We start from the raw sequence: 24249 nt of genomic DNA, 5'->3' as shown, positions 1-24249 counted from the left end.
CTTTTAGGCAATCTTACTTGCTGCGTGTGAATCTAAGTACCACTCAGTCAAGCCTTTGGCTGACTGAATCTTAGCGGCTGGGTATGGCAGCTCGCCTTCAGGGGTGGTATTAATTTCGTAAACGATCTCGGCTTTACCTTCGCCAAGAACGAGATAACTGATGCGTTTCGCCGCTTCCAAGACTTTTGCGGTTTTTGACACGCGTAACTGACCTGACTCTGGGTGGCTTGCCACTAGAGACAAGTTTGGATCTTGATAGTCGGTTTTGCCAGGGAACAGCGACGCAGTATGGCCGTCAGCACCCACACCAAGCAAAATCCAATCAAACACAGGCGTGCCGTCTTCATCGCAAGGAATCACGTCGGCCATTTCTTTAGCAAAGCGCGCGGCTTCTTGTTCTGGCTCGTTTTCACCTAAAATGCGGTGAATATTATGCGCTGGAATGTCGATTTGACTAAAGAGCAGGGCATTGGCTTCGCCGTAGTTGCTTTCTGCGTCATCGGGGGCAACACAACGTTCATCGCCCCACCAAAAGTGCAGATTGCTCCATTTGATTGAGGTTGCGTACTCTTCGCTGGCAAGCAGTTTGAACAGCATTTTTGGTGTACTACCACCAGATAAAGAAATGTGCGCTGGCTTTTTACGTTTGCTGTATGCGCGCATATCGTTAGCGAGGCTCGCCACTACTTGTTCTGGTGATTGGTAAATCTTGTGATTGATCATAGTTCGCAGTAATCCGTGTCGGTTAAGTTCTTGCAGGGGAACCGCCAAGCGCGACCATCACGTTCTAGTAACTGATCGGACTCTTTTGGTCCCCATGTACCACAAGCGTACCCAAACAGAGATTGCGGGTCTTGCTTAAAATCGAGAATCGGCTGAACGTATTGCCAACATGCTTCTACAGCGTCGCTGCGAGCGAACAAAGTTGCATCACCATTAAGCGCATCAAGCAATAAACGCTCATATGCGGTCAGCATTTGGGTTTCTTTAAGCGATGCGTAGTGGAAGTCCATTTTTACTTCCTTGGCATTAAAGCCCGCGCCCGGCTCTTTCAATCCAAAGCTAATCTGAATACCTTCGTCCGGTTGAATTCGTATGATCAATTTATTCTCTGGCGCATTTTGACCAAATACTGGGTGTGGCGTTTCTTTAAAGTGAATGACCACTTCGGTGACACGGGTTGGTAGACGTTTGCCTGTGCGCACATAAAATGGCACGCCATTCCAACGCCAGTTATTGATGTAAGCTTTGAGACCCACATAGGTTTCAGTGCGAGACTCTTCGGCAACGCCGTGCTCTTCACGGTAACCTGGTAGGAACTCGCCGCGCACGTCCGAACCTGTGTATTGGCCCATAACGAGATTGTTGCGCAGATCGTGTTCTTCAAGCGGTTTTAGGCATTGCAGCACTTTGACCACTTCGTCACGCATCGAGTCAGCGTTGATTTGCGCCGGCGGCTCCATGCCAACCATCGCAAGCACTTGCAATAAGTGGTTTTGGAACATGTCGCGAACCGCGCCAGAGTTATCGTAGTAACCACCACGCTCTTCAACACCCAAGAATTCGGCGCCAGTGATCTCAACATAAGAGATGTAGTTGCGGTTCCAAAGCGGTTCAAACATCGCATTTGAAAAGCGCAGAACCAACAGGTTTTGCACGGTTTCTTTACCCAAGTAGTGGTCAATGCGATAGATTTGATGCTCTTGGAAGTGCTCGTGAATTTCTGTATCAAGCTTACGAGCTGAGGCGAGATCATAACCAAACGGTTTTTCGATGATCAGGCGTTTCCAGCCATCGTCTTCGCTGTTCAACCCTTGGGCAGCAAGGCTTGCTGGAATAATGCTGTATAAGCTTGGCGGTGTGGCTAGATAGAAAAGGGTATTGCGCTCGGTGAAGTTGTATTGCTGTGCGAGCTCATCGAGGCGGCTTGACAGCTTAACGTATTCTTGAGTATCGGAAGTGTTTAACGCTTGGTAATGTAGATGATTAATAAAGGCATCAAGCGTTTCCGGCTCGGTTTTTTCCATTTCCTGCAGCGAACGTTTTAACTTGTCACGATAGGACTCGTCACTGTACTCAGTACGACTCACGCCCAGAATAGCAAATGACTTTGGAAGCTGTTTGTTCGCATAGAGGTGGTATAAGGCAGGGATCAACTTTCGGTAGGTTAAGTCACCCGAAGCACCAAAAATCACGATGCTGCTGTTTTCTGGTATTACCATCATCTTTCCTTTAAGAACGAGGTACTTATCAACTGCTACAGTTTTGCACTTCACATCACAAACCGTAGGGAGAACGAAACGGTAGCAGTGTCACAAATTTATGGATAATTGGTCTTAGCTATTTGTCTAATAGACAAAACCGACATCCTTGGTTCGGCAAATAAGAGACAAGTCTCAATACGGCCTCACATTGTCTATCACAATTTGACTTACATCAACTATTGAAACCGCAATCGTTTAAATTAAATTGCCGATCATCAAGGCTTGCCGTTGATGGTTTTATAAATAACACCAACTAATGGTTATTTTGAAGGCAAACCCAGCACCAAGCTGGTGCTTAGCGATTTTTTATCGGTAGCAAGGTATATCGCATTGCCGGGGCAAATTCAACGTCGCTAAGCATTTTGGGTGGTTTTAAACTGGAAGCCAGTTCGTATTTTATTCCTAAACCGAGTGTGAGAAACTGGTGCAACGCTTTCACTTTCGGACTGATTTTTTGCCACTTAAAGCCACATCATCACCAGCTAAAGCTTCCTCCTTTAGTCGAATAAGCCAAGTGCTCGAGTACATTCACGCCCATCTCGATCTGCCCCTTGCGGTCGACGACATTGCTGCGCGCAGTTGTTGGTCTCGCTGGCAGCTCCAGAGAGTGTTTCAAAATGAAATTGGTGTCAGCGTTGGACAGTACATTCGCGAGCTAAAGCTTAGCGGGGCGGCAGAACAACTGCTCGATTCAAATGCACGCAGTATCGATATTGCATTTGAGTTCGGTTTTGGCTCTGAGATAAGTTTTAGCCGCGCGTTTCGCCACATGTTTGGCATCAGTCCTAGGGCGTATCGTAAAGCGGGCCAGCGCACTGGTCTGCGTAAACCGATAGCGATTTCTCACGCCGACGACGCATGTTTTGCCCTGAATGATTTGTTTGTGGAGGTACGAGTTGAAAGCTTAGAAAGCTTTACTCTGTATGGCATCAGCTCACCGATCCAAGGCTTATTTGCCAAGCAGCCGGACTTTGCGCTTAAAGTGCCCAAACTTTGGCAGCAGATGTTGACGCAATTTGCGTTGCAGCGCGTTGACAAATTTGGCGTGATTGATGTGACCGATGATGAAAGTAGGCAAGGCAACTTAGTGTACTGGGCAGCCGTCAACTCAGAGCAAGTTGAGGCGCTGGAAGGGAAGGCGTTGGCAGAGCAAATTCGCGCTTCGTTGAGTACGCTGCAGGTACCAACGCAAACTTATGCGGTGGTTAAACATCGCGGTCCAGTCTCTGGCTTACCGCAAACCTTATTGTGGTTTTTGCTCAACTGGCTACCGCAATCGGGGTATCGCGGTATCGACGGTTTTGAGTTAGAACGTTATCGCTCTGATTATCAAGGAGATGCACAAGATTCTGTGATGGAATATTGGCTTCCCATAGAAAAAGTAAGGTTTTAACTGAGTTTTCTCTCACTTTGCACCAAATTGTTAACTTTCGCCAAAATTCACCAGTACAATGCAAATGATATTTATTATTATTTAACTTTTTTGGTGTAGCGGATGAACCCTTTTTCTTCTCCTTATCAACGCTCAGCCATCGCAGTGGCTTTGCTAACCAGTTTTTCTTGTAGCGCGCTTGCTAGCGATGCCAATTCTACCACGCAACCTGTGCAGGATGGGCAAAGTACTGAAACCATTACTGTGCTGGGCAAAGCGTACCGCAACACGGCGACTAAAACCTCGCTTGAGCCGGAAGAGACTCCTCAAGGCATTAGCGTGATTGACCGCCAACAGATAGAGCAGAGCGGTGCCAAGTCGCTTAATCAGATTTTACGTTATGCACCAGGTGTGGTGACAGAAAACAAAGGCAGCTCTGTCACCATGTATGATCAATTTCGAGTGCGTGGCTTTTTAGTCGACCAGAGCTACTACGATGGACTGGTGCTGCAATACCTCACCGGCTGGAACCTACAGCCGCAAATTGATCCTATCGCCCTTGAGCAGGTGGAAATATTTAAAGGCCCGACGTCGGTGTTGTACGGTGCCATGCCACCGGGTGGTATGGTGAATATGATTGGTAAAGCGCCGCAAAAGGAACGCGAAACCAAACTAGGCGTCACCACAGGTTCACGTAATTTGAAGCAAGCCTCGCTTGATAGCAGCGGTCAAATCGGTGACAGTGATTTTGCATATCGCGTCATTGCTTTAGCACGTAAGCAAGACTCGCAAGTTCAAGGTATGGATGAAGAGCGTTATGTATTCGCGCCATCACTTGATTGGCAACTGAGCGAACGCACGCTTTTAAATGTGAACCTGTATTATCAAAACGATCCGGCGATGGGAATCAACTCATCGTTGCCGGCATCTGGATCTGTGTATAGCAATGCCAATGGGTCGATTTCAAAATCGACCTACGCAGGGGATATTAACTGGAGCCAATTTGAGCGTGAATTTTGGTTGGCGGGCTTTAAAATTAACCATGAATTCAACGATAATTGGACTTGGCTCACCAATACTCGCTACATGGATGCGTCGCTGCAACAGAAAAATACCTATCATCAGTGTTATGTCTATGCGGGTGTTGAATACTGCGGCTTTGACGATACCACAGGCACCTTATCGCGTAATATCTACAGCACCGATGAAAACTCAACTGGTGTGACCGTCGATAATCAGCTCTCTGGGCGAGTTCAGTTTGGTGAGGTTGAACATAACCTACTGTTTGGTATTGATTATCAACGCCTAAGCGGCGATTCAACGTATAAAGAGTATTCCACATCCAACAGTAGCTTCTACAGCTTCAATATTTTCTCGCCGAATAATGATTTGCTTGACCCAAGTACATTAACCGAGACTTATAACGAGAAGACCAATATCAAAGTAGAGCAGCTTGGCTTTTATACTCAAGACCAAATCCGTTATGGCGCGTGGGTATTGCTTGCCGGTGGTCGCTGGGATCACTATAGCGCGAGTGCGGACAGTAATGTCAACGGCAATACCGATACTGATCAAAGTGAGTTCTCTTACCGTGTTGGCGCCTTATACGAATTTGATAATGGGCTTGCGCCATTTGCCAGCTTTGCCACCAGTTTTGAACCGACCGCAGGGCAAGACGTCAATGGCGATGCATATAAACCAGAAGTCAGCAATCAAATCGAAGTGGGGATGAAATATCAGTCGCAAGATATGTCGAAAACCGCATCGTTGTCGGTATATCGCATTGTCAAAAGCGATGCCTTAGTCATTAACCCAGCTGATTACCAAGACCCCGAGTTGCAAATTGGTGAGCTAACGTCGCAAGGTGTTGAACTGCAGGGTAAGTGGTTTATCACTGACAACCTGGATTTGAGTGCCTCCTACACCTTCGCTGATATGGAAATCAGTAAAGATTCCGAATATGACCTCGAAGGTACCACGCCGATTTACGTGCCAAAACATGCCGCAACCGCGTGGGCGAATTACTCGCTATTTGATGGTGCTCTTGCCGGAGCCAGTTTTGGAGCGGGCGCTCGTTATGTCGGTGAGATGCAGATGGATGCAACCAATACGCAAGGTAAAGTTCCGTCTTACACTGTGGTAGATGTATCACTGGATTACGATTTAAGTCATCTGGCGCAGTCACTGACCGGCGCGTCTGTAATGCTGCGCGGCAACAACGTGTTTGATGAGACGTATTACTCCTGTTATGACAAAACCAATTGTTGGTATGGCGCAGAGCGCAGTGTGGAGCTCAATGTGAATTACGCATTCTAGGCATAAGCCGCTCAATCGAGCGGCTTTATTTTTGCCAAAGCGCGCTAAAACTGCTGACGTAGATAGTCTTTAACGCGTTGTATATGGGCATCCCGGTCTACGCTGACATATTGCGACGCACAAAGATAAAGTTGTGCGTATTGTTGGTCGATTTTGTTTTGTAGAAACAGCAAATACAGTTTGGGATCGATATGACCTGAGGTCGCCATATCGGTCATGATGTCGAGCGATTCGGCAAGGCTCTTGGCTTTTTTATACGGCCGATCGTTTGAGGTGAGCGCTTCAAATACGTCAGCGATGGCCATCGCCCGAGCTGGAATGGAAAGTTGTTCTTCATGCAGCCCTCGTGGGTAACCCTTACCGTCCATGCGCTCGTGATGATTGCTGGCGATTTCCGGGACTTTCGTTAAGTGATCTGGGAACGGCAAGCGTTTAAGCATAGTGTAGGTTTGGATGATATGGTCGTTAATGATAAAGCGTTCTTCGGCATTCAATGTGCCGCGGCGAATCGATAAGTTGTGCAGTTCTCCGCGGTGGTATTTGTAGGGGCCGGGCTTGAGATTAAAGCACTCGCCATCTTGCTCGTCGAGGCGCTGATAATCCCATTCAACCAGATGACTTGGTTTGTCACTGAGCAAATCTTCCATCACCGGCAAGGGCTGTGATGGTCCCGCACGTTGTTGCTCCACCCAAGAGGTTCCAAGCTGGTCATCTAAAGTGCGTTTCCATTGCCGTTTGGCGATGTTGCGCAGTTTAGCCTGTGCACTGCTATCCATTTCTTCGCCACCTTTGTTGCACTCAGCGATAAACGCAAACTCCTCATCCAAACTTTGTTGAATTGCAATTAATTCTTTCTTGGCTAAGCTGGCGTCGCTTCCTTCCGCCACTTGACGCCAATAATCGCTTTCTGCTTGAACTTTCAGCAGCTCAAAACGCATGCGAACTTCATGAATCCGATCATAAATGGTTTCCAGCTTGGTCGCTTTATCGATGACATACTCTGGTGTGGTGACTTTGCCGCAGTCGTGCAGCCAAGCGGCGAGGCGCAGCTCTTCCCATTCAGCGTCTGTCATCGTAAAGCTCGGGTAGTACTGCTTATCCTGCTGTGCGGCCTGAGCAATTTTTTCGGTCAGAATCGGGATGCGTTGGCAGTGATTGCCAGTAAATGGGGATTTAGTATCGATGGCAGAAGCAATCAGTTCAATAAAGGCATTAAAAATGTCTTTTTGTTGCTGCATACGGTCGATGTTTTCTTTGGCGATTTCAGCAAAGCGGAGTAGCTCGTGTAAAAATGTGTGCTTATCGCTTTGTGGTTTGGTCAGTTTTCGCTCGTAACCAAGCAGCAGCACGCCCACCAATTGTTTTTCGCGGCTGAGCAGTGGAAACAGGTATAAGTCTGAGTTGTAAAGCATGTCTCGATATTTGCTGAGCGCGTTTTCATCGCGCTGTAAATGAACCTCTTCACCTTGCTTGAGTTTGGTCATCAGCCAAGCGGTGGAGTTGAGAAGTTCTCCAAGATCGATTTTAAACGGAATTATTGCGTGGTTTGCTACCACGTCGAAAGTTTGCTTGGTAGGAGAGTAAGTAAACAGCAAAATGGTTTCGGCTTTGGTTACTAAATAACTTTGGTGGGCAATCGTTTTGGCGAGCAAATGAAAGTCGTCATTGCTGGCAGTTTCGCGTAGCAGGCGCAATAAGTCGTGTAGCGTGTGCTCCATCAATTGAATCGACTGAGCTAAATCGGTGACTTCACGAATCAAGCTCTTTGGATAGCGAGTCTTTTTGAAATCAAAGCGCGCGATACTGCTACTCAGGTCAACCAAGGTATTCAGTGGTTTGGTTAAGCGTCTTGCTACCCACCAAACCAGCGCGAAACTTAGCAGTAGCATCACGATGGCGGCGCCAATTTGGGTGTTGCGCATTTCGACTAAGGCGCCGAGCAGCATGTTTTGTGGCATCGCTTCGGCGAGCAATAAATTTACCGTGTCGGTGAGGTGAACCGGGGTCAGTGTCACCGACCATTTCGAGCCATCAAGCTCGGCGGTTTCGTAGATAGGCTCAGAGGTTGAACGGTTGAGAATGGGTTTAAACAGGCTGGCTTCCAACGCTTGATAAAAGTTCTCGTCACTGACATTTAACATGGCATTGTGATGGGTGAGGACGCGAAATTGGTTATCAAACAGTATCAGCCGTGAGGTGTCGGAGCGTGCGATATCACTGATTTGGTTTGACATTGACTCAAGTGTGAAATCGCCACCGACAACGGCTTCCCCATTTTGGCTGCGACGTGAAAATGTCACGCCATGGGTTTTGAGAAAATAAAACAGGTACGGTTGGCTAAGGCGGATTTCACCATCGTTTTGAGCATTGATAAACCACGGACGAGTGCGCGGGTCAAATTGATTATCTTGGTTCTGAAACGAGCCGATCATGAGTAAGTTTTTGTCAAAGAAGTAGTACTGATTTTCGCCATCGACTTGAGTGTGGTGAATCATCAAATCGGTGCGCGGTGGCGCTTTAAAGTAAGCGCGGTTTTCATCACTGGCAAGATGACGAAACACGGTGAGATCACCTTGTTGATTGGCGTAAAACAGCGACGCTAAATTCGGATTGCGCCTAAAAGAGAGTTGAATCGCTTCAAGAAGGTGAGTTTCACTTAATGGTGCCTTGCGCTGACTGGTAACCGAATGCAGAGAAATGAAGTCAAGACTGGTGAGAATGGGACTGGCGTTTTGACGAAACGTAGATTCAAGTTTACGAGAGTTCTCAAAACTGAGTTCTTTAGCACTTTGGGTGAGAATCAGTTCACCGTAATGGTAACTAATAGCAATCAATACACTGCCGATGACCATAGTCACCATCAGAAATAGGTTTGTGATGTGAATACTTAACGAATAGCGCTGCTGTTTCATTTCATGACCACCAAGCAATTGTCACTTAAGTATTAGGCAAAGTGGCGGGTATGCAAAAAAATCGCAGGCTTTTTTAAGGACTTGAAGTCAGCCATAAAGCGTCGCTGCGATCTCATTTTGGTGGTTTTAAGATGCTTTTTTGCGCAATCCGGTTAGTCTGGATAAGGTTATGGAACCAGTACCACCGTAAACAGGGAGAATCGGTGACATGTTGACTCTGCAATACCAAATCGTAATCGAGGCGACACCAGCCAAGATCTGGGCCGTTCTAACGGAAATAGAACGTTATAGTCAATGGGCAACGGCGTTTTCACCGCGCTCACAATTTGAAGGAGATTGGTTTGAAGGTGAGGTAATCGCGTTTTTTGATCCTGATTTTGGCGGCACTCGAGCGCTGGTGGATCGCATCGAATTTCATAAAGTGATCGAATATCACCACACTGGCGTTTTCAGTGCGGAACATCAGATCGATATTGACACCGATATGGCGCGAAAATGGATTGGCTCGCGCGAGATGTTTGTCTTAGAGCCCAGCCCACAAGGGGTGGTTTTGCATGTGCAAGTGCAGACTGACCAAGCCTTCGTCACTATGTTTAATCAAGGTTGGCAAAAAGCACTGCCGATGATTAAGCAATTAGCCGAGACAGACGAATAGCGTCGAACTTGCTACAATGTGAGTCCGATCATATTAAATCTAAGGTTGTCATGAAATTAGCGGTCGACACTCACACCCACACATACGCCAGTGGCCACGCCTACAGTACTTTGATTGAAAACGCGCAAGCCGCCCAGCAATGCGGCTTAAGCATGTTTTGCACGACGGATCATTCGGAATCCATGCCCGGCGCGCCACATTACTGGTTTTTTTCAAACCAAAAAATCTTACCCCGTTTTTTGCACGATGTTGCGATTGTACGTGGCGTTGAAGCCAACATTCTCAACGTTCAAGGTGAGTTGGATTTGCCGTTGTCGGTGGATTGCCGCCTAGATTGGATGATCGCCAGTTTTCACGAGCCGGTATTTGCTCCAGCCGATAAACAGACGCATACCCAGGCGCTACTGAGCGTGATTGAAAACGGCCGCGCCGATGCGTTAGGTCACTTGGGGAACCCGAATTTCGACTTTGATTTTGAAACCGTGCTAAGCGCCGCAGCCAAACATCATGTTGCAATCGAAATTAACAACACTTCGCTGCGCGGAAATAGCCGAGTCGGTAGTGTTGAGCGCTGCGAAGAGATCGTTCGTATTGGCAAAGAGCTAGGCGTTTATTTCACCACGGGCAGTGATGCACATTTTCGCGATGATATCGGTAATTTATCGCTGGTGAGTGATTTGCTAGATAAAGTGGGCGTCGATAGCAGCAAAGTTATTTCCCATTCCTGCCAGCAGTTTGTCGATTTTCTTCAGTTACGTGGTCGTGCCTATATAGAAGAGTTTGCCAAGCTTTAAGCGCCGAAATGATGACTTTGGTTCGCGCGCCAGTGTGTCTTTGCACTCAATAGCGACAAGTGACTGAGAAATTGAAACACATTGTAGTTTCCATTTCTCAGTCAGCTCGTTACACTGCTTTGAAATTTGTTAAATAAGGCAATGTCAGATGAAAAAAGTGTTACTCAGTGCGCTGATTCTGGTGAGTGCATCTCAAGCTTGGGCAACGGGCATCGATTTAAAAGCGACCATGAAGCAGATGCGTTTGGAGTTCAAACAAGCGGCGTCAGCAAGTAGTGTCGATGAGATGCGGGTACCGATTGCAAAACTCGATGATTTGGTCGAGCAAGCGAAACAAGGCGTTTATCCGCCAGAAAAACAAGATATTTATCTGGAAGGGTTTAACAAGTTATCGGTTGCGATTGATGATGTCGAAAATCATCTCGATGCTGGTGATCTCGAACAAGCCAAGCAATCGCTACGGACCGTAGATGAACTGCGTGAAGAGTATCATGACAAACGTAATCCAAGTATCTGGAGTAAGTTGTTTGGCTAATCCATTCTCAATCTAAGCTTGGCTTGATGACATTAGGGCGCCACCACGCCGCCATCAAGCCCGTTCTGGTGCATCATATTATGCACACGCGGACGCGGCTATATCGCGGAATATGGTTAATCAGTGTGCTTTGTTGGGCACTGGTTTTTTTTATGCCGGTGCTCAATGCTCACAGCAGTGTACAAGATGTTTGGGAAAACCTTTGTACACTCAACGGGTTGAAACTGGTCAAAATTGACGACGGGAAACCCGACCTAAAAACCGGCAAGCCATGTCCGTTTGCACACTTTTCTAGTTTTCACTATCAAGCGGTTTCTCCGCAATTAGCAACCAGCCGTTTCCACTATATCTCGCTTAGCGACTATGGCTTTGTGGCGATATTTGAACGATTCAAACAGCCGGTATCTCGAGCGCCGCCACCTTTCCTTGTGACCTAACAACATTCAAATAAAAAAATATAAAGTCAGCTTAACGTTTCGCCGCTCCTCACTGGGTGTCGAGTCGGTGCGTTGGCTCGCCTTGCTCTTTTGATCGAGTAGGGGCTGCGAGACAAACAATAAAAGGAAATGGACCATGTTGAGTGAATCGACTCAGCTTAAAATGAATTCGACGCGAGTCGAAAAGGCGCGCTATTTTTCGGTTTGGCGTTGGCATTTCTATGCCGGTTTATACGTTATTCCGTTTATGTTGATGCTCTGTGTTACGGGGATCATCATGCTGTTTGATAGTGATATTGAGCAGCTGCGCTATGGGCAAATGTTGACGGTTGAAGCTGCGGGCGATCCGTTGCCAGTTTCCGAGCAACTTGATGCGGTGCGTGAAGCGTTTCCGGATTACTCAGTCACTCAGTTTATTCCAAGTGGTGACGCGCATTTGGCCAATCGTTTTTCGATTTCAAGCCCAAGTGGCGAGTCAGTGTTTGCGCTGGTCAATCCCTACAGCGGCGCGGTGCAAGGAACGATTGATCGCAGCCACAGCGTGTATCAGTGGGCGAATAAAATTCATTCCACACTACTTTTGGGTGACAGTGGCGATTATCTCATTGAAGTGGCGGCCAGTTTGGGTATTTTGCTGTTGGTGTCTGGCGTTTATTTATGGTGGCCTCGCAACAGCGCAAGCCGGGCTGGATTTCTGCGTCTGCGCTTTGCCAGTGGCAAGCGAGTATGGCTAAGAGATTTACACGCCAATATTGGAGGCGTGCTGTCGTTAGCGCTGCTGTTTTTTCTTATTTCTGGCCTATCTTGGACCGGATTTTGGGGCAAACAGTTGGTTCAGGCTTGGAATACGTTTCCTGCTTATTACACTTGGGGTGATAAACCCAAGTCTGAGTTAACTCACACCAGCCTCAATCATGGCGCTGAAAAAGAAATGCCGTGGAACCTCGAGCAGACGCCTCTGCCAACGTCTCATGATCACAGTAAAATGGGTCATAGTGACGGTTTTATGCCGGCTCATGGCGTCAATATCGACCAAATCGTCAATCAAGCTAAAGTACTTGGTTTTAGCCACTATCGCGTCTATTTTCCGCAATCAGCTACCGGTGTGTATACCGTGGCGGCCAACTCGATGGCAGGGGATGTCACTGATCCTCGCTTAGATCGCACCAGCCATTTTGACCAATACAATGGCCAGCTATTGGTTGAGGTGACTTGGAATGATTACAGCCCGTTTGCTAAATGGATGGCGGCGAGTGTGTCGTTGCATCAAGGCGACCTCAGCTTGCTTAATAAGATTGCCAATTTGTTCATTTGCCTCGCGTTTATGGTGTTTTGCGTTGCGGCGGTGGTGATGTGGTGGCTGCGCCGTCCGCAAGCGCGTGGCGGTTTAGGCGCACCGCCAAAGTTTGAACATCAAGGTGTGTGGAAAGTGGCGTTACTGACATTGGTTGTGTTGTGCCTAGCATTTCCCCTTGGCGGAGGGACGATAGTGTTGGTGCTTATCTTTGACTGGCTGATGGTACGGCATGTGCCGCGCGTAAAACGGGCTCTGAGTTAGGCAATATACGCTTTATTCTGATTCGGTATTTCGATTATGCATTTTAAGCACGCTTCAGGGCGTGCTTTTTTAACGCTCAAATTTGGTAAATTTCCAAGGGCAGGGCATCTGGGTCTTTAAAAAAGGTAAACATTTTGCCCGTCAACTCATCAACGCGAATCGGTTCAACATCAATATTTTGCGCTTCAAGGTAGCGTTTTACGGTTTTAACGTCATCGACCTCAAAAGCCAGATGACGAAGCCCTTGCGCTTCAGGAAAGTTTGGTCGCTGCGGTGCGCCGGGAAAACTGAACAGTTCAATCTGTTCACCATTTGGCAACGCCAAATCAAGCTTGTATGAATCGCGCTCTGCGCGGTAGGTTTCCGCGACCACTTCCAGCCCCAAAATTTGGCTATAGAAATGTTTCGATTTGGGGTAGTCGGAGCAAATAATCGCGACGTGGTGAATTCGATTAAACATAGGTTTCTCAGCTAGTTATGATAACTGCATTGTAACATTGTTCGCTGAGTTTGAGTGGTCTGAAAAATAAAAAGCCCCAACCAGTTGGTCGGGGCGTGATAGAGCTATATAAAATCAAGTAGCTGTGGTGAGAAGCTTTGCAAATTTGGGAAAACACTATCGATGTTAGAGCTTGATACGCCCATCCAATTGGCTAACGTCGCGCCAATTTGATCCACCGAAGTGGTCGGTAGCATACGGCCGCTTGAATAATCATCTTCGCCGCCATAAGTCAGCGACGGCCAAGTGCCTGTTGTACCCGGTGTGAGGTTACCACCGTTAATCACCAAATGGTTACTGCCCCAGCCATGATCCGTGCCCGAAGAATTAGGTGTAATGCGGCGACCAAAATCAGACATAGTGACGGTGGTGACATCACTGGCTAAGCCTTGGTCCTCCAGTACCGAATAGAGTGCCTCAAGTGCCTCGCTTAACACTCCCATTAAGTTCGCGTGCGAAGCTAATTGATTTGAATGGGTATCAAATCCGCCAAGAGTGACGAAAAACAGCTGGCGATTTTGCCCCAGTGTTTCGCGCGATTTAATGAATTTCACCGCTGAGTTAAACTGTGGGCTGAGGCCGTTGCCTGAAATACTCAGCGCTGATTCAGAGGGAAGTGCATAGATGCTTGCTGCGGCATCACTAAGATGAACGCTGTCACGCAAAATGCCACGAAACATCTGATGGAAAACGCTTTTATCACTGACATCTGAGTCGAGTGATGCGGCGTAAGAGTTACGGATTCGGTCAGTTTTAAATCCCAGTTCGCTCACGCCATTGGCGTTAAACGCGTTATTGGCAATATTGCCGTTGAACAGATCCGCGTGCCCGGACAAACTGTACAGTGGTGGTAGAACAAGCGACGCGTCATCGCTGACTAATTGTTCCATTAAGCGTGCTCCCCAACCGCTGTTGTCGGTTTTGGCATTGGCATTGCCTTTGAACCATTCTGCAGCTTGCGAGTTATGGGAGAACAGCATACCTGGAGCAAACTCTTTTTGATCTTTGGTAATCTGCTGGCGCAGCACCCCGCAGTTTAAAATCGCATTGACGTAGCCTTTGTCACACAGATTCTTTAGCCCGCTCATTGAAGGATGCAAACCAAATTCCACTTGTGAACCGTTACGGTCAAATCCAGTCAAGTCGACGCTTAGCAACTCGCTTTGGTTAATTGCGATGGTTTTTCGCGCTGCGGCGTAGTTTTGATAGTGTTCATCGTCGCGTGGAATGATCATATTGAAGCCATCGTTACCGCCGGCCAAATAGACACATATCAGCGCTTTATAGTCTTGTGACGTAGAAGTACCAGTAGACCAACCTATGCTTGGAAGCAGTGTTGAGGCACCTAAGCCGTATAAAAATGATCGTCTTGAAATCGCCATAGTATTAGTCCTGTACGTAAAAATCTTCTGCGCTGATGATGTATTCCATCAACTGTTCCACTGCCCACTCGTTTTTTGGTTTGCCGCCGATCGATTTAATATGAGTACGAAGTACGGCTTCTAAATTGGGGTCAATATCGCCACCAAAGAACACCAAACCAATTCGGCGAATAAACTCATCCATATCGTCACCGGCAGCTTTGTAATAGCTGTAGTTCGGCAACGTTGGCGTGCGCCATTTCGCGATGAAAGTACGCATATAGTTAAAGCTTGAGACGAAGTTTGGCCATGTCATGACTTGTAATTCCGGAGCGTACAAATCGGTGCCAATCGGTGAATGGTCTTGCGAGTAAAAGTTAAATACCGATTTCGCGCGCAGTGGCCCTTGGCCAACTCGGTAAAATGGAATATCGCTGTTAGACACACGGCCAGTCGTCAGTTGTAGATCCAATGCACGAAATAGGTTTACCACCACAATCGCAGGCTCTTTGATTTTGATTGGCGGATTATTTTCATCCTGCGCCAGTGCTTCTTTATCGAGCAGAATCGCTTCAATGACTGCGCGCAAATCGCCACGTACACCTTCTCCGTTATCGATAAAGACATTGGCGACTCGCTCAATGTATTCCGGTGATGGGTTAGAGGTAATCAGGCGTTTAATCATGTGCTTAGCAAAAAACGGCGGCGTATTGTCATGGTTAAACAGAATATCCATCACATCGCTCATGTCTTGCTCGGCAGTTTGTCCTGCCGGAATGACATGTCCCATCACCACTTTTTCGCTTTCATCGTGGTTGCTGTCTTTCGCGACCATAGGTTTGACGTACAAGCTGTCACTGCTATCTCGAACCCAACCGGTAAACGCTTTAGCAACATTGCGAATGTCTTCTTGGTCATAGGCTTCAATGGGCTCACCTGAACTGTCGGTTTGGATACTACCGTCGTTATTGAGCTGATATAAGCCGATGGTAAAGAGTTGCATGACCTCTCGAGCGTAGTTTTCATCCGGTTGAGTGCCAGTTTCACTGTTCTCCTTTTTACTGTTGATCATGGTTAAAAAGGTACCCATAGAAGGGTGCAGGGAGACTTTTTCAATTAAATCGCGAAAATTACCAAACGCGCCATAAACCAGTAGGTCATAGTAGTTGGTCATCGATTGTGGACGATCGTGAATATCGCTATAGCGAGAAATCACGAATACTTCGCTCAAGGCAAAAGCGACACGCTGCCTTAATTGGTCGTCCCCGAGTGCAGCGATTTCAAGCCATGCGTCTTCACGGGTTGATTGCAAGCCGTTACCCAATTCTAAATACAAGGCTTCATGGGAGGTGACTGGCGCTTCGAACTGTTCAGTGAGCCAGGTTTGTAAATCAAAGGCGTCGACGTTTTCCATCAGCGCGGGTGTTGGGCCAAAACTGGCCTGATTCAAGAATCGATGCAGTTGTTTGGTGGTGAGGTCTTCGATGCTTAAAGCCGCTGTGTTTTGTACCGTTTCGCCACTGCTGGTGTCGGCTAAGGCACTATCGTTACACCCAAAAAGGGCACTCACGCATAGCGCGAGAGTCGATATTTTTCTTTGTATACGTAATTTCATGGATAAACCAACCTAAATATTTGTATCGACGATATGACGAAAAGTAAACATAAGGATTATTTGTTAATAAACGATTGGCTGTAAAAGTTATGCCTTATCACTATTAACGTATGGTATTCCATCATTAATTATTCATATGAAGGGTTGAGTTTTAAAAACTTGGAAGCAAGATATTATTTAGCTGGGTAGGTTGATTGAATATAAACTTATTGATTAGTTTAATAATGATTAATATTAATTTGATTAATGGTTGTATTTATATTAATCATTAATTTGTTAATAAATAAAACACTATCTTATTTCTAATTGATTGAAAATTGGTATATTTAAGGTGATTGTATTTTCAGTGGAAATGTTTGACTGAGGGTGGTCGAAGAGATTGTCTGCGTACAAAAAAGCCCCACAAGTGGGGCTGTAATTCGATAGTTAGTGAGCTAGATAAACTCTAAATTTTGTGGATAGAAATTGCCTAGATTTGGGAATACCTTAGCAATATCAGCATTAGAAACCCCCATCCAATTTGCCAGCGTTGCGCCAATTTGGTCAACCGATGTAGTAGGCAGGAGTCGACCGCTCGAATAGTCATCGTCACTACCATAAACCAAAGAAGGCCAAGTTCCGGTTGCGCCTGGAGTAATACCGCCACCATTGACGACGAGCTGGTTATTGCCCCAACCGTGGTCAGTACCAGATGCGTTAGGCGGGATACGACGACCAAAATCGGACATGGTGACAGTGGTGACATTGGACTCTAAACCTTGGTTTTCCAACGCTTGATAGAATAGATTCAATGCTTGGCTCAGTTTTTTTAGCAGCTGTTGATGGGTTCCACTTTGGTTAGAGTGAGTATCAAAGCCATCGAGCGTAACGTAGAAAATTTGGCGGTCTTGTCCCAGAGTTTCTCGCGCTTTGATGAACTTAAGTACAGAATTAAGCTGCAGCGCCAAGTCATTCCCGGAATGGTATAAGTTAGAGTCATTGGGCAGGGCAAAAATTTTGCTTGCTCGGCTACTGTAATTGACACTGTCGTTAATAAGGTCATGAAACAGCTGATGAAATTCGCTCTTAGGGTCAATCTCTTCTTGGTTTAGTGATTGTGACGCTGATTGAACCTGATCGGTAGCGTATTCAAGTGATTCGACTTTGTTGTCTTTAAATGCGCTACTTTTGATATCACTGTTAAACAACTGGGTTGAGCCATCAAAGCTAAACAATGGCGGCAGAATTGAAGAATTTTCTGCACCGTTAAGCTGAACCATTAAACGGCCGGCCCAACCCGTACTGTCAGTAGTATTGGCATTGCCCTTAAACCACTCTTCGCGTTGGGAATTGTGCGCAAACAACATACCGGGTGCATAATCGGTTTGCTCTTTAGTCATTGGTTGGCGCAGTACACCACAGTTCAGTATGGTGTTGACATATCCTTTGTTACACAACGTCTGCAAATCACTCATCGAAGGATGTAAACCAATCTCAACCGGATTACCTTCGCTATCTGAGCCAACAATGTCAGTGGTCAGTAACTGTTCCTGTTTTATTGAGATGGTCTTTCGAGCGCTTTTGTACTCTTCGTAATGTTCATCATCACGTGGAATAAGCATGTTGAACCCGTCATTACCGCCGAGTAAGCAGACGCACACCAACGCTTTGTATCCTTGATTACTGCTGCCGCTGCTAGCTGCCCAGCCAATACCGGGCAGGAGTGTCGAGGCTCCGAGTGTGGATGCGCCTAGACCGTATAAAAATGAACGTCTTGAAATCGCCATGTTGTTAATCCTGTATGTAAAAATCTTCAGAACTGATGACAAATTCCATCAATTGCTTAAGAGTTTCTTCGTAAGTTGGTCTAGTGTTTAAAAACTCCACATGGGCGCGCAAAATCTCTTCAAGTCTTTCATCTAGCTCACCACCATAAAACACAAGTCCAATACGGCGCATTAGCTCGTCAGTGTCTTCACCCGCTTCTTGCAAATAGGAATAGTCTGGTAGCAGCGGTGTGCGCCAATCGGCAACAAACGTACGCATATAGTTGTGAGTAACGATATAAGTCGGCCAAGTCATAAACTCAAGTTCAGGCGCAGAAATATCAGTGCCGGATGGCGAATAGTCTTGTGAGTAGAAGTTAAAGACCGAGTTAGCTCGCATTGGACCTTGACCAATTCGCCAGAACGGAATGTCGCTGTTCACTACGTGCTCAGTTTCCGTTTCCATGTCTAATGCGCGCATCAAGTTGACGACGGCAACGATCGGTTCTTTGGCTTTGATAGGCATATGTTCGCTATCTTCACCAAGCGCTTCTTCGTCGGTTAGAATTGCGCGAATGACCGCTTGCATATCGCCTCGCACGCCTTCACCGTTGTCGATAAATACGTTGGCGACGCGCTCGATATATTCTGGTGATGGATTTGACGTTATTAAGCGTTTGATCATGTGCTTAGCAAAAAACGGCGCTGTATTTGGATGATTGAACAGAATATCTAATACGCTAGAGAGATCCTCTTCAGTACTTTGACCCGCAGGAATCGTTGTTCCCATAACGACTTTTTCGCTATCGTCATGGTAGCTTTCTTTCGCAACCATTGGCTTAACCAAGAGCTCATCACCACTGGCGCGCACCCAGCCAGTTAACGCCTTAGCGACATTACGAATGTCATCTTGGGTGTAGGTTTCAATCTTATTGCCATCAGAATCGGTTTTAGCGCTGCCATCGTTATTGAGCTCATATAAGCCGATGGTAAAGAGCTGCATCACTTCGCGAGCATAGTTTTCATCTGGATAAGTTCCTTGCTCTTCGTTCTCTTTCTTACTGTTCCTTAGTGTAAGATAGGTACCCATTGCAGGGTGGCGTGTAACTTTAGAGATGAGGTCGCGGAAATTCCCAAATGCACCGTAGTTGAGTACGTCGTAATAGTTTAGTTGCGACTGAGGATATTCATAAAGGGTGCCATAGCGAGATACAACAAACACTTCACTTAGTGCAAAAGCGACGCGTTGGCGAAGTTGGTCATCACCGTAATTGGCCAGTTCTAGCCAAGCATCGTCATTGGCTGCGTAGTCGTTACCACCGATTTCTTGGGCAAGCGCTTCGTGAGAGCTAACGGGCATTGCAAATTGTTCATCAAGCCAAGCATCGATATCAAAAGAGGCCGCGCCTTCCATCAATTCATGAGTCGGACCAAATGTGGCTTGATTAAAAAAACGATGTAATTGCTTATCTGAGAGTACATCAATGTTAAACGTTGCGGTGGTGACCAGCACTTCACCAGTACTATCTGAAATGGTGAAGGTCACTTTTTGGCGACCAGAGTTAAAAAATTCTAATGTTACCGAATCATCACTTTGACTTTCTACTGAGCCGGCATCATCGACGACTTCAACTTGGTCTATATACAGAGTGTCGCCATCTGGGTCTTGGGCAATGTCATCAACACTGAGTGTTAGCGAATCGCCAGCGTGAAGTGGGTCGCTTAGCTGAATGGACTTAGCTACTGGCGCGCTACCAGTGCTTAGCTCACTCGAATCGTTATCGGCCAAGGCTTGACCTGAATTACCGAGTAAAACACTCACGCAGAGTGCAAGTGTTGAAATCTTACTATTTACCTTCAATTGCATATATTAAAACCAGCTTACTTAGATGTGGCAGATATTAAATAATGTGCGTAGATGGTTTAAGTTTTATCTAAGTAAAACGTTTGTCAGGAGTAAACATTAATTTGACTGATGACTTTTGTTATTTTTATATTTTTTCTTTTTTAGTTCGGTTAGGTAGATACTAAATATGAGAAAATTAAATCGGTTAAAAATTAACTTTTGTAAAAATAATATCAACAGCAAGCAAGTATCCTGTTGATATTGAAATGATATTTTAATTGTTGGCTAATCATTGGTGGTGTGATTATATTTATTGAGAGGTTTCATTTGGCATCTGAATGTGACTTGAAGACTAATTATTTTTTGAAATAGTGCAATAAATCAAAATTTTTAACGCTTTTCTCACCGCGATTTGTAAAAGGTGTTGGGGAATAATTTTCTGTTAATAAAGTCAATAAAAACCCGTAATCGAGTCGGCATATATTGCGTTTGACGATATTGCATCGCGATCGCGCCGTGATAGTTACTTTTGATTGTCCAATCGGCGAGCACTTCTACCACCTCGCCAGATTCAAGTGCGTTTTGCACCACGAAATCATGAAAGATGCCGATACCTAAATGATTTTTCACTCCGGTCAGGCGCATTTGTGAATGGTTGACCGCGTAGCGGCCAGAAACCGTAACGGCAAAAAAAGCGTCTTCTTTTACAAAGTCCCAAATATTATCCCGTGAGGTTTCGGCTAAATATAAGCAGTCATGTTCGGCTAACTCGGTAGGGTGGCAAGGCATGCCTCGCGATTCAATATAGGCAGGGCTGGCACACAACACTAAGTTGGTTTTGCTGATCTCTTTAAGCACTAAGTTTTCATCCGGTTTGTCGGTGAGCTTAAACGCCACATCGATGCCATCGCGAAACAGGTCGATTTCCCCGTCGGCGGCGCGCAGTTTGAGTTGGATTTCTGGATATTGTTGTAAAAAGCTGGTGACGTGCGGTTGCAGTACCGAGTATAGAAACGCCTCAGGAGCGGCTACGGTAATAGAACCCCGCGGATCCAAATGTTCAGATTGCGAGACCTCAACCGCTTGCTGCGCCGCATTCATCATCACTACCGCTTGGTCATAGACTTTTTGCCCAGCTTGGGTAATCACCAGTTTACGCGTGGTGCGTTCAACCAATTTGCAGGATAATGCATGCTCTAGGCGGGTAATCAATTTACTCAGTGCCGATGGCGTGACGTTAAGACGTTTGGCTGCAGCAGTAAAACTTCCTTCGGTGACCACCAGAATATAGGAAGCCAGATCGGGGAGTAGAGCGGTCAATTTTGGGTCGAACATAATGCTGCCTAAGTTGTGATGCTGAACGGTGATTTCATTTCGCATTGTAGATCACTTATGCCTGAGATTCACAAATGATTTTCCGTTCTGAGGGATAATGCTACCTGTGGGGATGAATTACACTTGATACATTCATTCAGGATGATTGAGCAGCCCAAGTCCATATCGAAATTGCTTGATCACGACAATCAAAAGGAACGGTCATGTCCTCGGCATTTTATCAACAGCTCCAAAACCAGCTTGATGAGATCAAAGCAGAAGGTTTGTATAAATCAGAGCGAGTCATTACTTCACAGCAACAAGCGGCAGTCTCAATCTCGAGCGGTGAAGAAGTACTTAACTTCTGTGCCAACAACTACCTTGGTCTTGCTAACCATCCTGCGTTGATTGAAGCGGGTAAAGTGGGGATGGATCAGCATGGTTTCGGTATGGCGTCAGTACGCTTTATTTGCGGCACGCAAGACATTCATAAACAGCTTGAAGCCAAGTTGTCTGCCTTTTTAGGTAAAGAAGATACCATTCTTTACACTTCGTGTTTTGATGCCAATACTGGTCTGTTTGAAACCATCTTAGATAAAGAAGACGCGATCATTTCTGATGCCTTGAACCATGCCTCGATCATTGATGGCGTGCGTTTGTGTAAAGCGATGCGTTTTCGCTATGCCAACAACAACATGGCTGAGCTTGAAGAGCAGCTGATTGCCGCTGATAAAGCTGGTGCACGTAATAAGTTGATTGTGACCGACGGCGTGTTCTCAATGGACGGCGTTGTTGCCAATCTGCCTGCGATTTGCGACTTAGCGGATAAATACGACGCACTAGTGATGGTTGACGATTCTCACGCGGTCGGTTTTATGGGCAAATCTGGCGCCGGTACGCACGAATATCACGATGTGGTAGACCGCATCGACATCATTACCGGCACGCTTGGTAAAGCGATGGGCGGCGCATCTGGCGGTTATACCTCAGGTAAAAAAGAAGTGATCGATTGGCTGCGTCAACGTTCACGTCCTTATCTGTTCTCTAACTCGGTAGCACCAGCAATCGTCAACGCCTCGATTCGAGTCCTAGATTTATTGCAAGAAAGCGGCGATTTGCGTACGCGTCTTTGGGAAAACGCGGCTCACTTCCGCACTCGTATGGAAGCGGCGGGCTTTACTATGGGCGGCGCTGACCATGCCATTATTCCGATTATGCTTGGCGATGCAAAAGTTGCAGCGGAATTTGCCGAGCGCGCGTTAGCGAAAGGTATTTACGTGATTGGATTCTCTTTCCCTGTCGTACCGAAAGGCCAAGCGCGTATTCGCACCCAAATGTCGGCAGCACATAGCCGTGAACAACTGGATCAAGCCATCGATGCTTTTATTGCTGTTGGTCGTGATATGGGATTAATTAAGTAATGAAAATTAAAGCGTTATCTAAACTCAAGCCAGAACAGGGTATTTGGCTGACGGAAGTCGACAAGCCCACTATTGGTCACAACGATATTCTGATCAAAATAAAGAAGACGGCAATTTGTGGTACTGACGTTCATATCTATAACTGGGACACTTGGTCGCAAAACACCATTCCAGTGCCTATGGTCGTTGGTCATGAATACGTTGGCGAAGTAGTTGAAATCGGCCAAGAAGTGAAAGGTTTTGACATTGGCGATCGCGTATCTGGCGAAGGCCATATTACCTGTGGCCATTGTCGTAACTGCCGCGGCGGCCGCACTCACTTGTGCCGTAACACGGTTGGCGTTGGCGTAAACCGCACTGGCGCATTTGCAGAATATTTGGTAATCCCGGCCTTTAACGCTTTCAAGATCCCAGATGAGATTTCCGATGACTTAGCGTCTATCTTTGACCCATTTGGTAACGCGGTACATACGGCACTGTCATTCGACCTTGTCGGCGAAGACGTGCTGATCACCGGTGCAGGCCCAATTGGTATTATGGCGGCCGCGGTTGCAAAACATGTTGGCGCTCGTCATGTAGTGATCACCGATGTCAACGAATACCGCTTAGAGTTGGCGCGTAAGATGGGCGTGACTCGCGCAGTCAACGTTGCTGAGCAAAAATTGGAAGAGGTCATGAGCGAGCTTGGGATGACCGAAGGTTTTGATGTGGGCCTTGAAATGTCGGGTAATCAGTCCGCGTTTAGCTCGATGCTCAAAACGATGAACCACGGCGGTCGCATAGCACTGCTAGGTATTCCGCCATCAGACATGACTATTGACTGGAACCAAGTGATTTTTAAAGGTTTGGTCATCAAAGGGATTTATGGAAGGGAGATGTTCGAGACTTGGTATAAGATGGCGAGCTTGATTCAGTCAGGCCTCGATCTCACACCAATTATCACTCACCATTACAAGATTGATGATTTCCAAAAAGGCTTCGACACCATGCGTAGCGGGGCTTCCGGCAAAGTTATCCTCGATTGGGAATAAGCCAAACTCAAAATCAAAGCGCTCCGATTGGGGCGCTTTTTTATGGGGCTAACACTGTTTTTATAAACAGTAAAGTGGAAGATTTGACCCAATTTAGCCCCAGAAAAAGCCCCAATTTAGTCCTAAATTATCAGACTGGTTTGCCAATGAATGGTTATGTAATGATTTGTACATTTAATGGAATTTAGGCTTGAGTGATGATTGTTCACTTAATGTAACTAGAGCTTACAGGTCGCTCTAAATCAGTTCTGCCCCAAACTTTTTTAGGTGAAAAGTTATCGTCGGTTTTTTACACTGATTATTGGATTAGTTTTTTTCATCATAATGGGGTTAAGTTTTCATATGACTGGCTGGAGAGGTACGAGAGCATCATTCACAAGATAGACTAAGTAATAAGTTAATCAGCCAGTTTACTTTAGGCTCTTTCTCCCTGACCTTATGCCAATAGAGTTTTATTTGGTAATCCGGTATTGGGAATGGGGGATCGACATAGGCTAATTGCAAAGTATCCGCTAAGGTTTCTATGTATATTTCGGGAATTGCAAGAAAATAATCTGTATTTTTGAGTAAGTAA

18 protein-coding genes and 1 pseudogene are annotated in these 24249 nt (G+C 46.3%); 9 read left to right on the top strand and 10 right to left on the bottom strand.

Annotation, left to right across the window (positions count from 1 at the left end):
• Positions 1 to 3: 3 nt before the first annotated feature.
• Together pgl and zwf are read right to left on the bottom strand one after the other, a co-directional pair.
• On the bottom strand, positions 4 to 723 hold the full coding sequence (pgl, locus tag BLS03_RS09870; RefSeq protein WP_093272916.1) for a 6-phosphogluconolactonase: 720 nt from the start codon (positions 721 to 723) through the stop codon (positions 4 to 6).
• Positions 720 to 2222 (bottom strand): glucose-6-phosphate dehydrogenase, encoded by a 1503-nt coding sequence (gene zwf, locus BLS03_RS09865; protein ID WP_176765576.1) that lies wholly within the window; start codon positions 2220 to 2222, stop codon positions 720 to 722. The genes pgl and zwf overlap by 4 nt, the downstream gene beginning before the upstream one ends.
• 496 nt (positions 2223 to 2718) lie before the next feature.
• Between zwf and BLS03_RS09860 the strand changes: the two genes are divergently transcribed.
• Both BLS03_RS09860 and BLS03_RS09855 read left to right on the top strand, forming a co-directional pair.
• A complete protein-coding gene (locus BLS03_RS09860; protein ID WP_093273256.1) occupies positions 2719 to 3657 on the top strand; it encodes an AraC family transcriptional regulator in 939 nt (312 codons plus the stop codon).
• 102 nt (positions 3658 to 3759) lie between these two features.
• Positions 3760 to 5952: a TonB-dependent siderophore receptor gene (locus tag BLS03_RS09855; protein ID WP_093272912.1), complete on the top strand. Its 2193-nt coding sequence runs from the start codon at positions 3760 to 3762 to the stop codon at positions 5950 to 5952.
• A gap of 44 nt (positions 5953 to 5996) precedes the next feature.
• On the opposite strand, the gene BLS03_RS09850 is transcribed toward BLS03_RS09855, so the two are convergent.
• The gene (locus BLS03_RS09850) at positions 5997 to 8864 is read right to left on the bottom strand and encodes an HD domain-containing phosphohydrolase (protein WP_093272909.1); all 2868 of its coding nucleotides are present in this window, start codon (positions 8862 to 8864) and stop codon (positions 5997 to 5999) included.
• Positions 8865 to 9072: 208 nt separating this feature from the next.
• On the opposite strand from BLS03_RS09850, the gene BLS03_RS09845 reads away from it, so the two are divergent.
• The 5 genes from BLS03_RS09845 to BLS03_RS09825 all read left to right on the top strand — a co-directional run bounded on the left by BLS03_RS09845 (position 9073) and on the right by BLS03_RS09825 (position 12843).
• Positions 9073 to 9519, top strand: a complete 447-nt coding sequence (locus BLS03_RS09845) for an SRPBCC family protein (RefSeq protein WP_093272908.1) — start codon at positions 9073 to 9075, stop codon at positions 9517 to 9519.
• Positions 9520 to 9569: 50 nt separating this feature from the next.
• Positions 9570 to 10313, top strand: a complete 744-nt coding sequence (locus tag BLS03_RS09840; protein WP_093272905.1) for a phosphatase — start codon at positions 9570 to 9572, stop codon at positions 10311 to 10313.
• Positions 10314 to 10461: 148 nt separating this feature from the next.
• Positions 10462 to 10848, top strand: a complete 387-nt coding sequence (locus BLS03_RS09835; protein WP_093272903.1) for a cytochrome b562 — start codon at positions 10462 to 10464, stop codon at positions 10846 to 10848.
• Between the two features lie 152 nt (positions 10849 to 11000).
• Positions 11001 to 11285 (top strand): hypothetical protein, encoded by a 285-nt coding sequence (locus BLS03_RS09830; protein ID WP_143015611.1) that lies wholly within the window; start codon positions 11001 to 11003, stop codon positions 11283 to 11285.
• Positions 11286 to 11424: 139 nt separating this feature from the next.
• Positions 11425 to 12843, top strand: coding sequence for a PepSY-associated TM helix domain-containing protein (locus tag BLS03_RS09825; protein ID WP_425445108.1), 1419 nt, complete (start codon positions 11425 to 11427; stop codon positions 12841 to 12843).
• A gap of 76 nt (positions 12844 to 12919) precedes the next feature.
• Here BLS03_RS09825 and gloA2 read toward each other — a convergent pair whose 3' ends face one another.
• From gloA2 to BLS03_RS09795, 6 genes are all read right to left on the bottom strand, one after another.
• A complete protein-coding gene (gene gloA2, locus BLS03_RS09820; RefSeq protein WP_093272894.1) occupies positions 12920 to 13303 on the bottom strand; it encodes an SMU1112c/YaeR family gloxylase I-like metalloprotein in 384 nt (127 codons plus the stop codon).
• A gap of 104 nt (positions 13304 to 13407) precedes the next feature.
• Positions 13408 to 14724, bottom strand: a complete 1317-nt coding sequence (locus tag BLS03_RS09815; RefSeq protein ID WP_093272891.1) for a DUF1501 domain-containing protein — start codon at positions 14722 to 14724, stop codon at positions 13408 to 13410.
• 4 nt (positions 14725 to 14728) lie between these two features.
• Positions 14729 to 16318: a DUF1800 domain-containing protein gene (locus tag BLS03_RS09810; protein ID WP_093272888.1), complete on the bottom strand. Its 1590-nt coding sequence runs from the start codon at positions 16316 to 16318 to the stop codon at positions 14729 to 14731.
• Between the two features lie 434 nt (positions 16319 to 16752).
• Positions 16753 to 18084, bottom strand: coding sequence for a DUF1501 domain-containing protein (locus tag BLS03_RS09805; RefSeq protein ID WP_093272885.1), 1332 nt, complete (start codon positions 18082 to 18084; stop codon positions 16753 to 16755).
• Positions 18085 to 18088: 4 nt separating this feature from the next.
• The gene (locus BLS03_RS09800) at positions 18089 to 19930 is read right to left on the bottom strand and encodes a DUF1800 family protein (RefSeq protein ID WP_093272883.1); all 1842 of its coding nucleotides are present in this window, start codon (positions 19928 to 19930) and stop codon (positions 18089 to 18091) included.
• Positions 19931 to 20311: 381 nt separating this feature from the next.
• The gene (locus BLS03_RS09795) at positions 20312 to 21244 is read right to left on the bottom strand and encodes a LysR family transcriptional regulator (RefSeq protein ID WP_093273254.1); all 933 of its coding nucleotides are present in this window, start codon (positions 21242 to 21244) and stop codon (positions 20312 to 20314) included.
• Between the two features lie 203 nt (positions 21245 to 21447).
• Here BLS03_RS09795 and BLS03_RS09790 point away from each other — a divergent pair, with 203 nt between their 5' ends.
• Positions 21448 to 22644 carry a glycine C-acetyltransferase gene (locus tag BLS03_RS09790; RefSeq protein WP_093272881.1) on the top strand — a complete coding sequence of 399 codons (1197 nt, stop codon included), beginning with the start codon at positions 21448 to 21450 and terminating at the stop codon, positions 22642 to 22644.
• On the top strand, positions 22644 to 23675 hold the full coding sequence (tdh, locus tag BLS03_RS09785) for an L-threonine 3-dehydrogenase (RefSeq protein WP_093272878.1): 1032 nt from the start codon (positions 22644 to 22646) through the stop codon (positions 23673 to 23675). The genes BLS03_RS09790 and tdh overlap by 1 nt, the downstream gene beginning before the upstream one ends.
• A gap of 369 nt (positions 23676 to 24044) precedes the next feature.
• Here tdh and BLS03_RS25820 read toward each other — a convergent pair.
• Positions 24045 to 24249, bottom strand: a pseudogene (locus BLS03_RS25820) (LysR family transcriptional regulator); the annotation flags it as partial.

The organism is Vibrio xiamenensis (assembly GCF_900100015.1).
In the GTDB taxonomy this organism is placed as follows: Bacteria; Pseudomonadota; Gammaproteobacteria; order Enterobacterales; family Vibrionaceae; genus Vibrio; species Vibrio xiamenensis.
The sequence above is the reverse complement of the archived record's forward strand: the minus strand, read 5'-3'. Positions and strand labels throughout refer to the sequence as shown.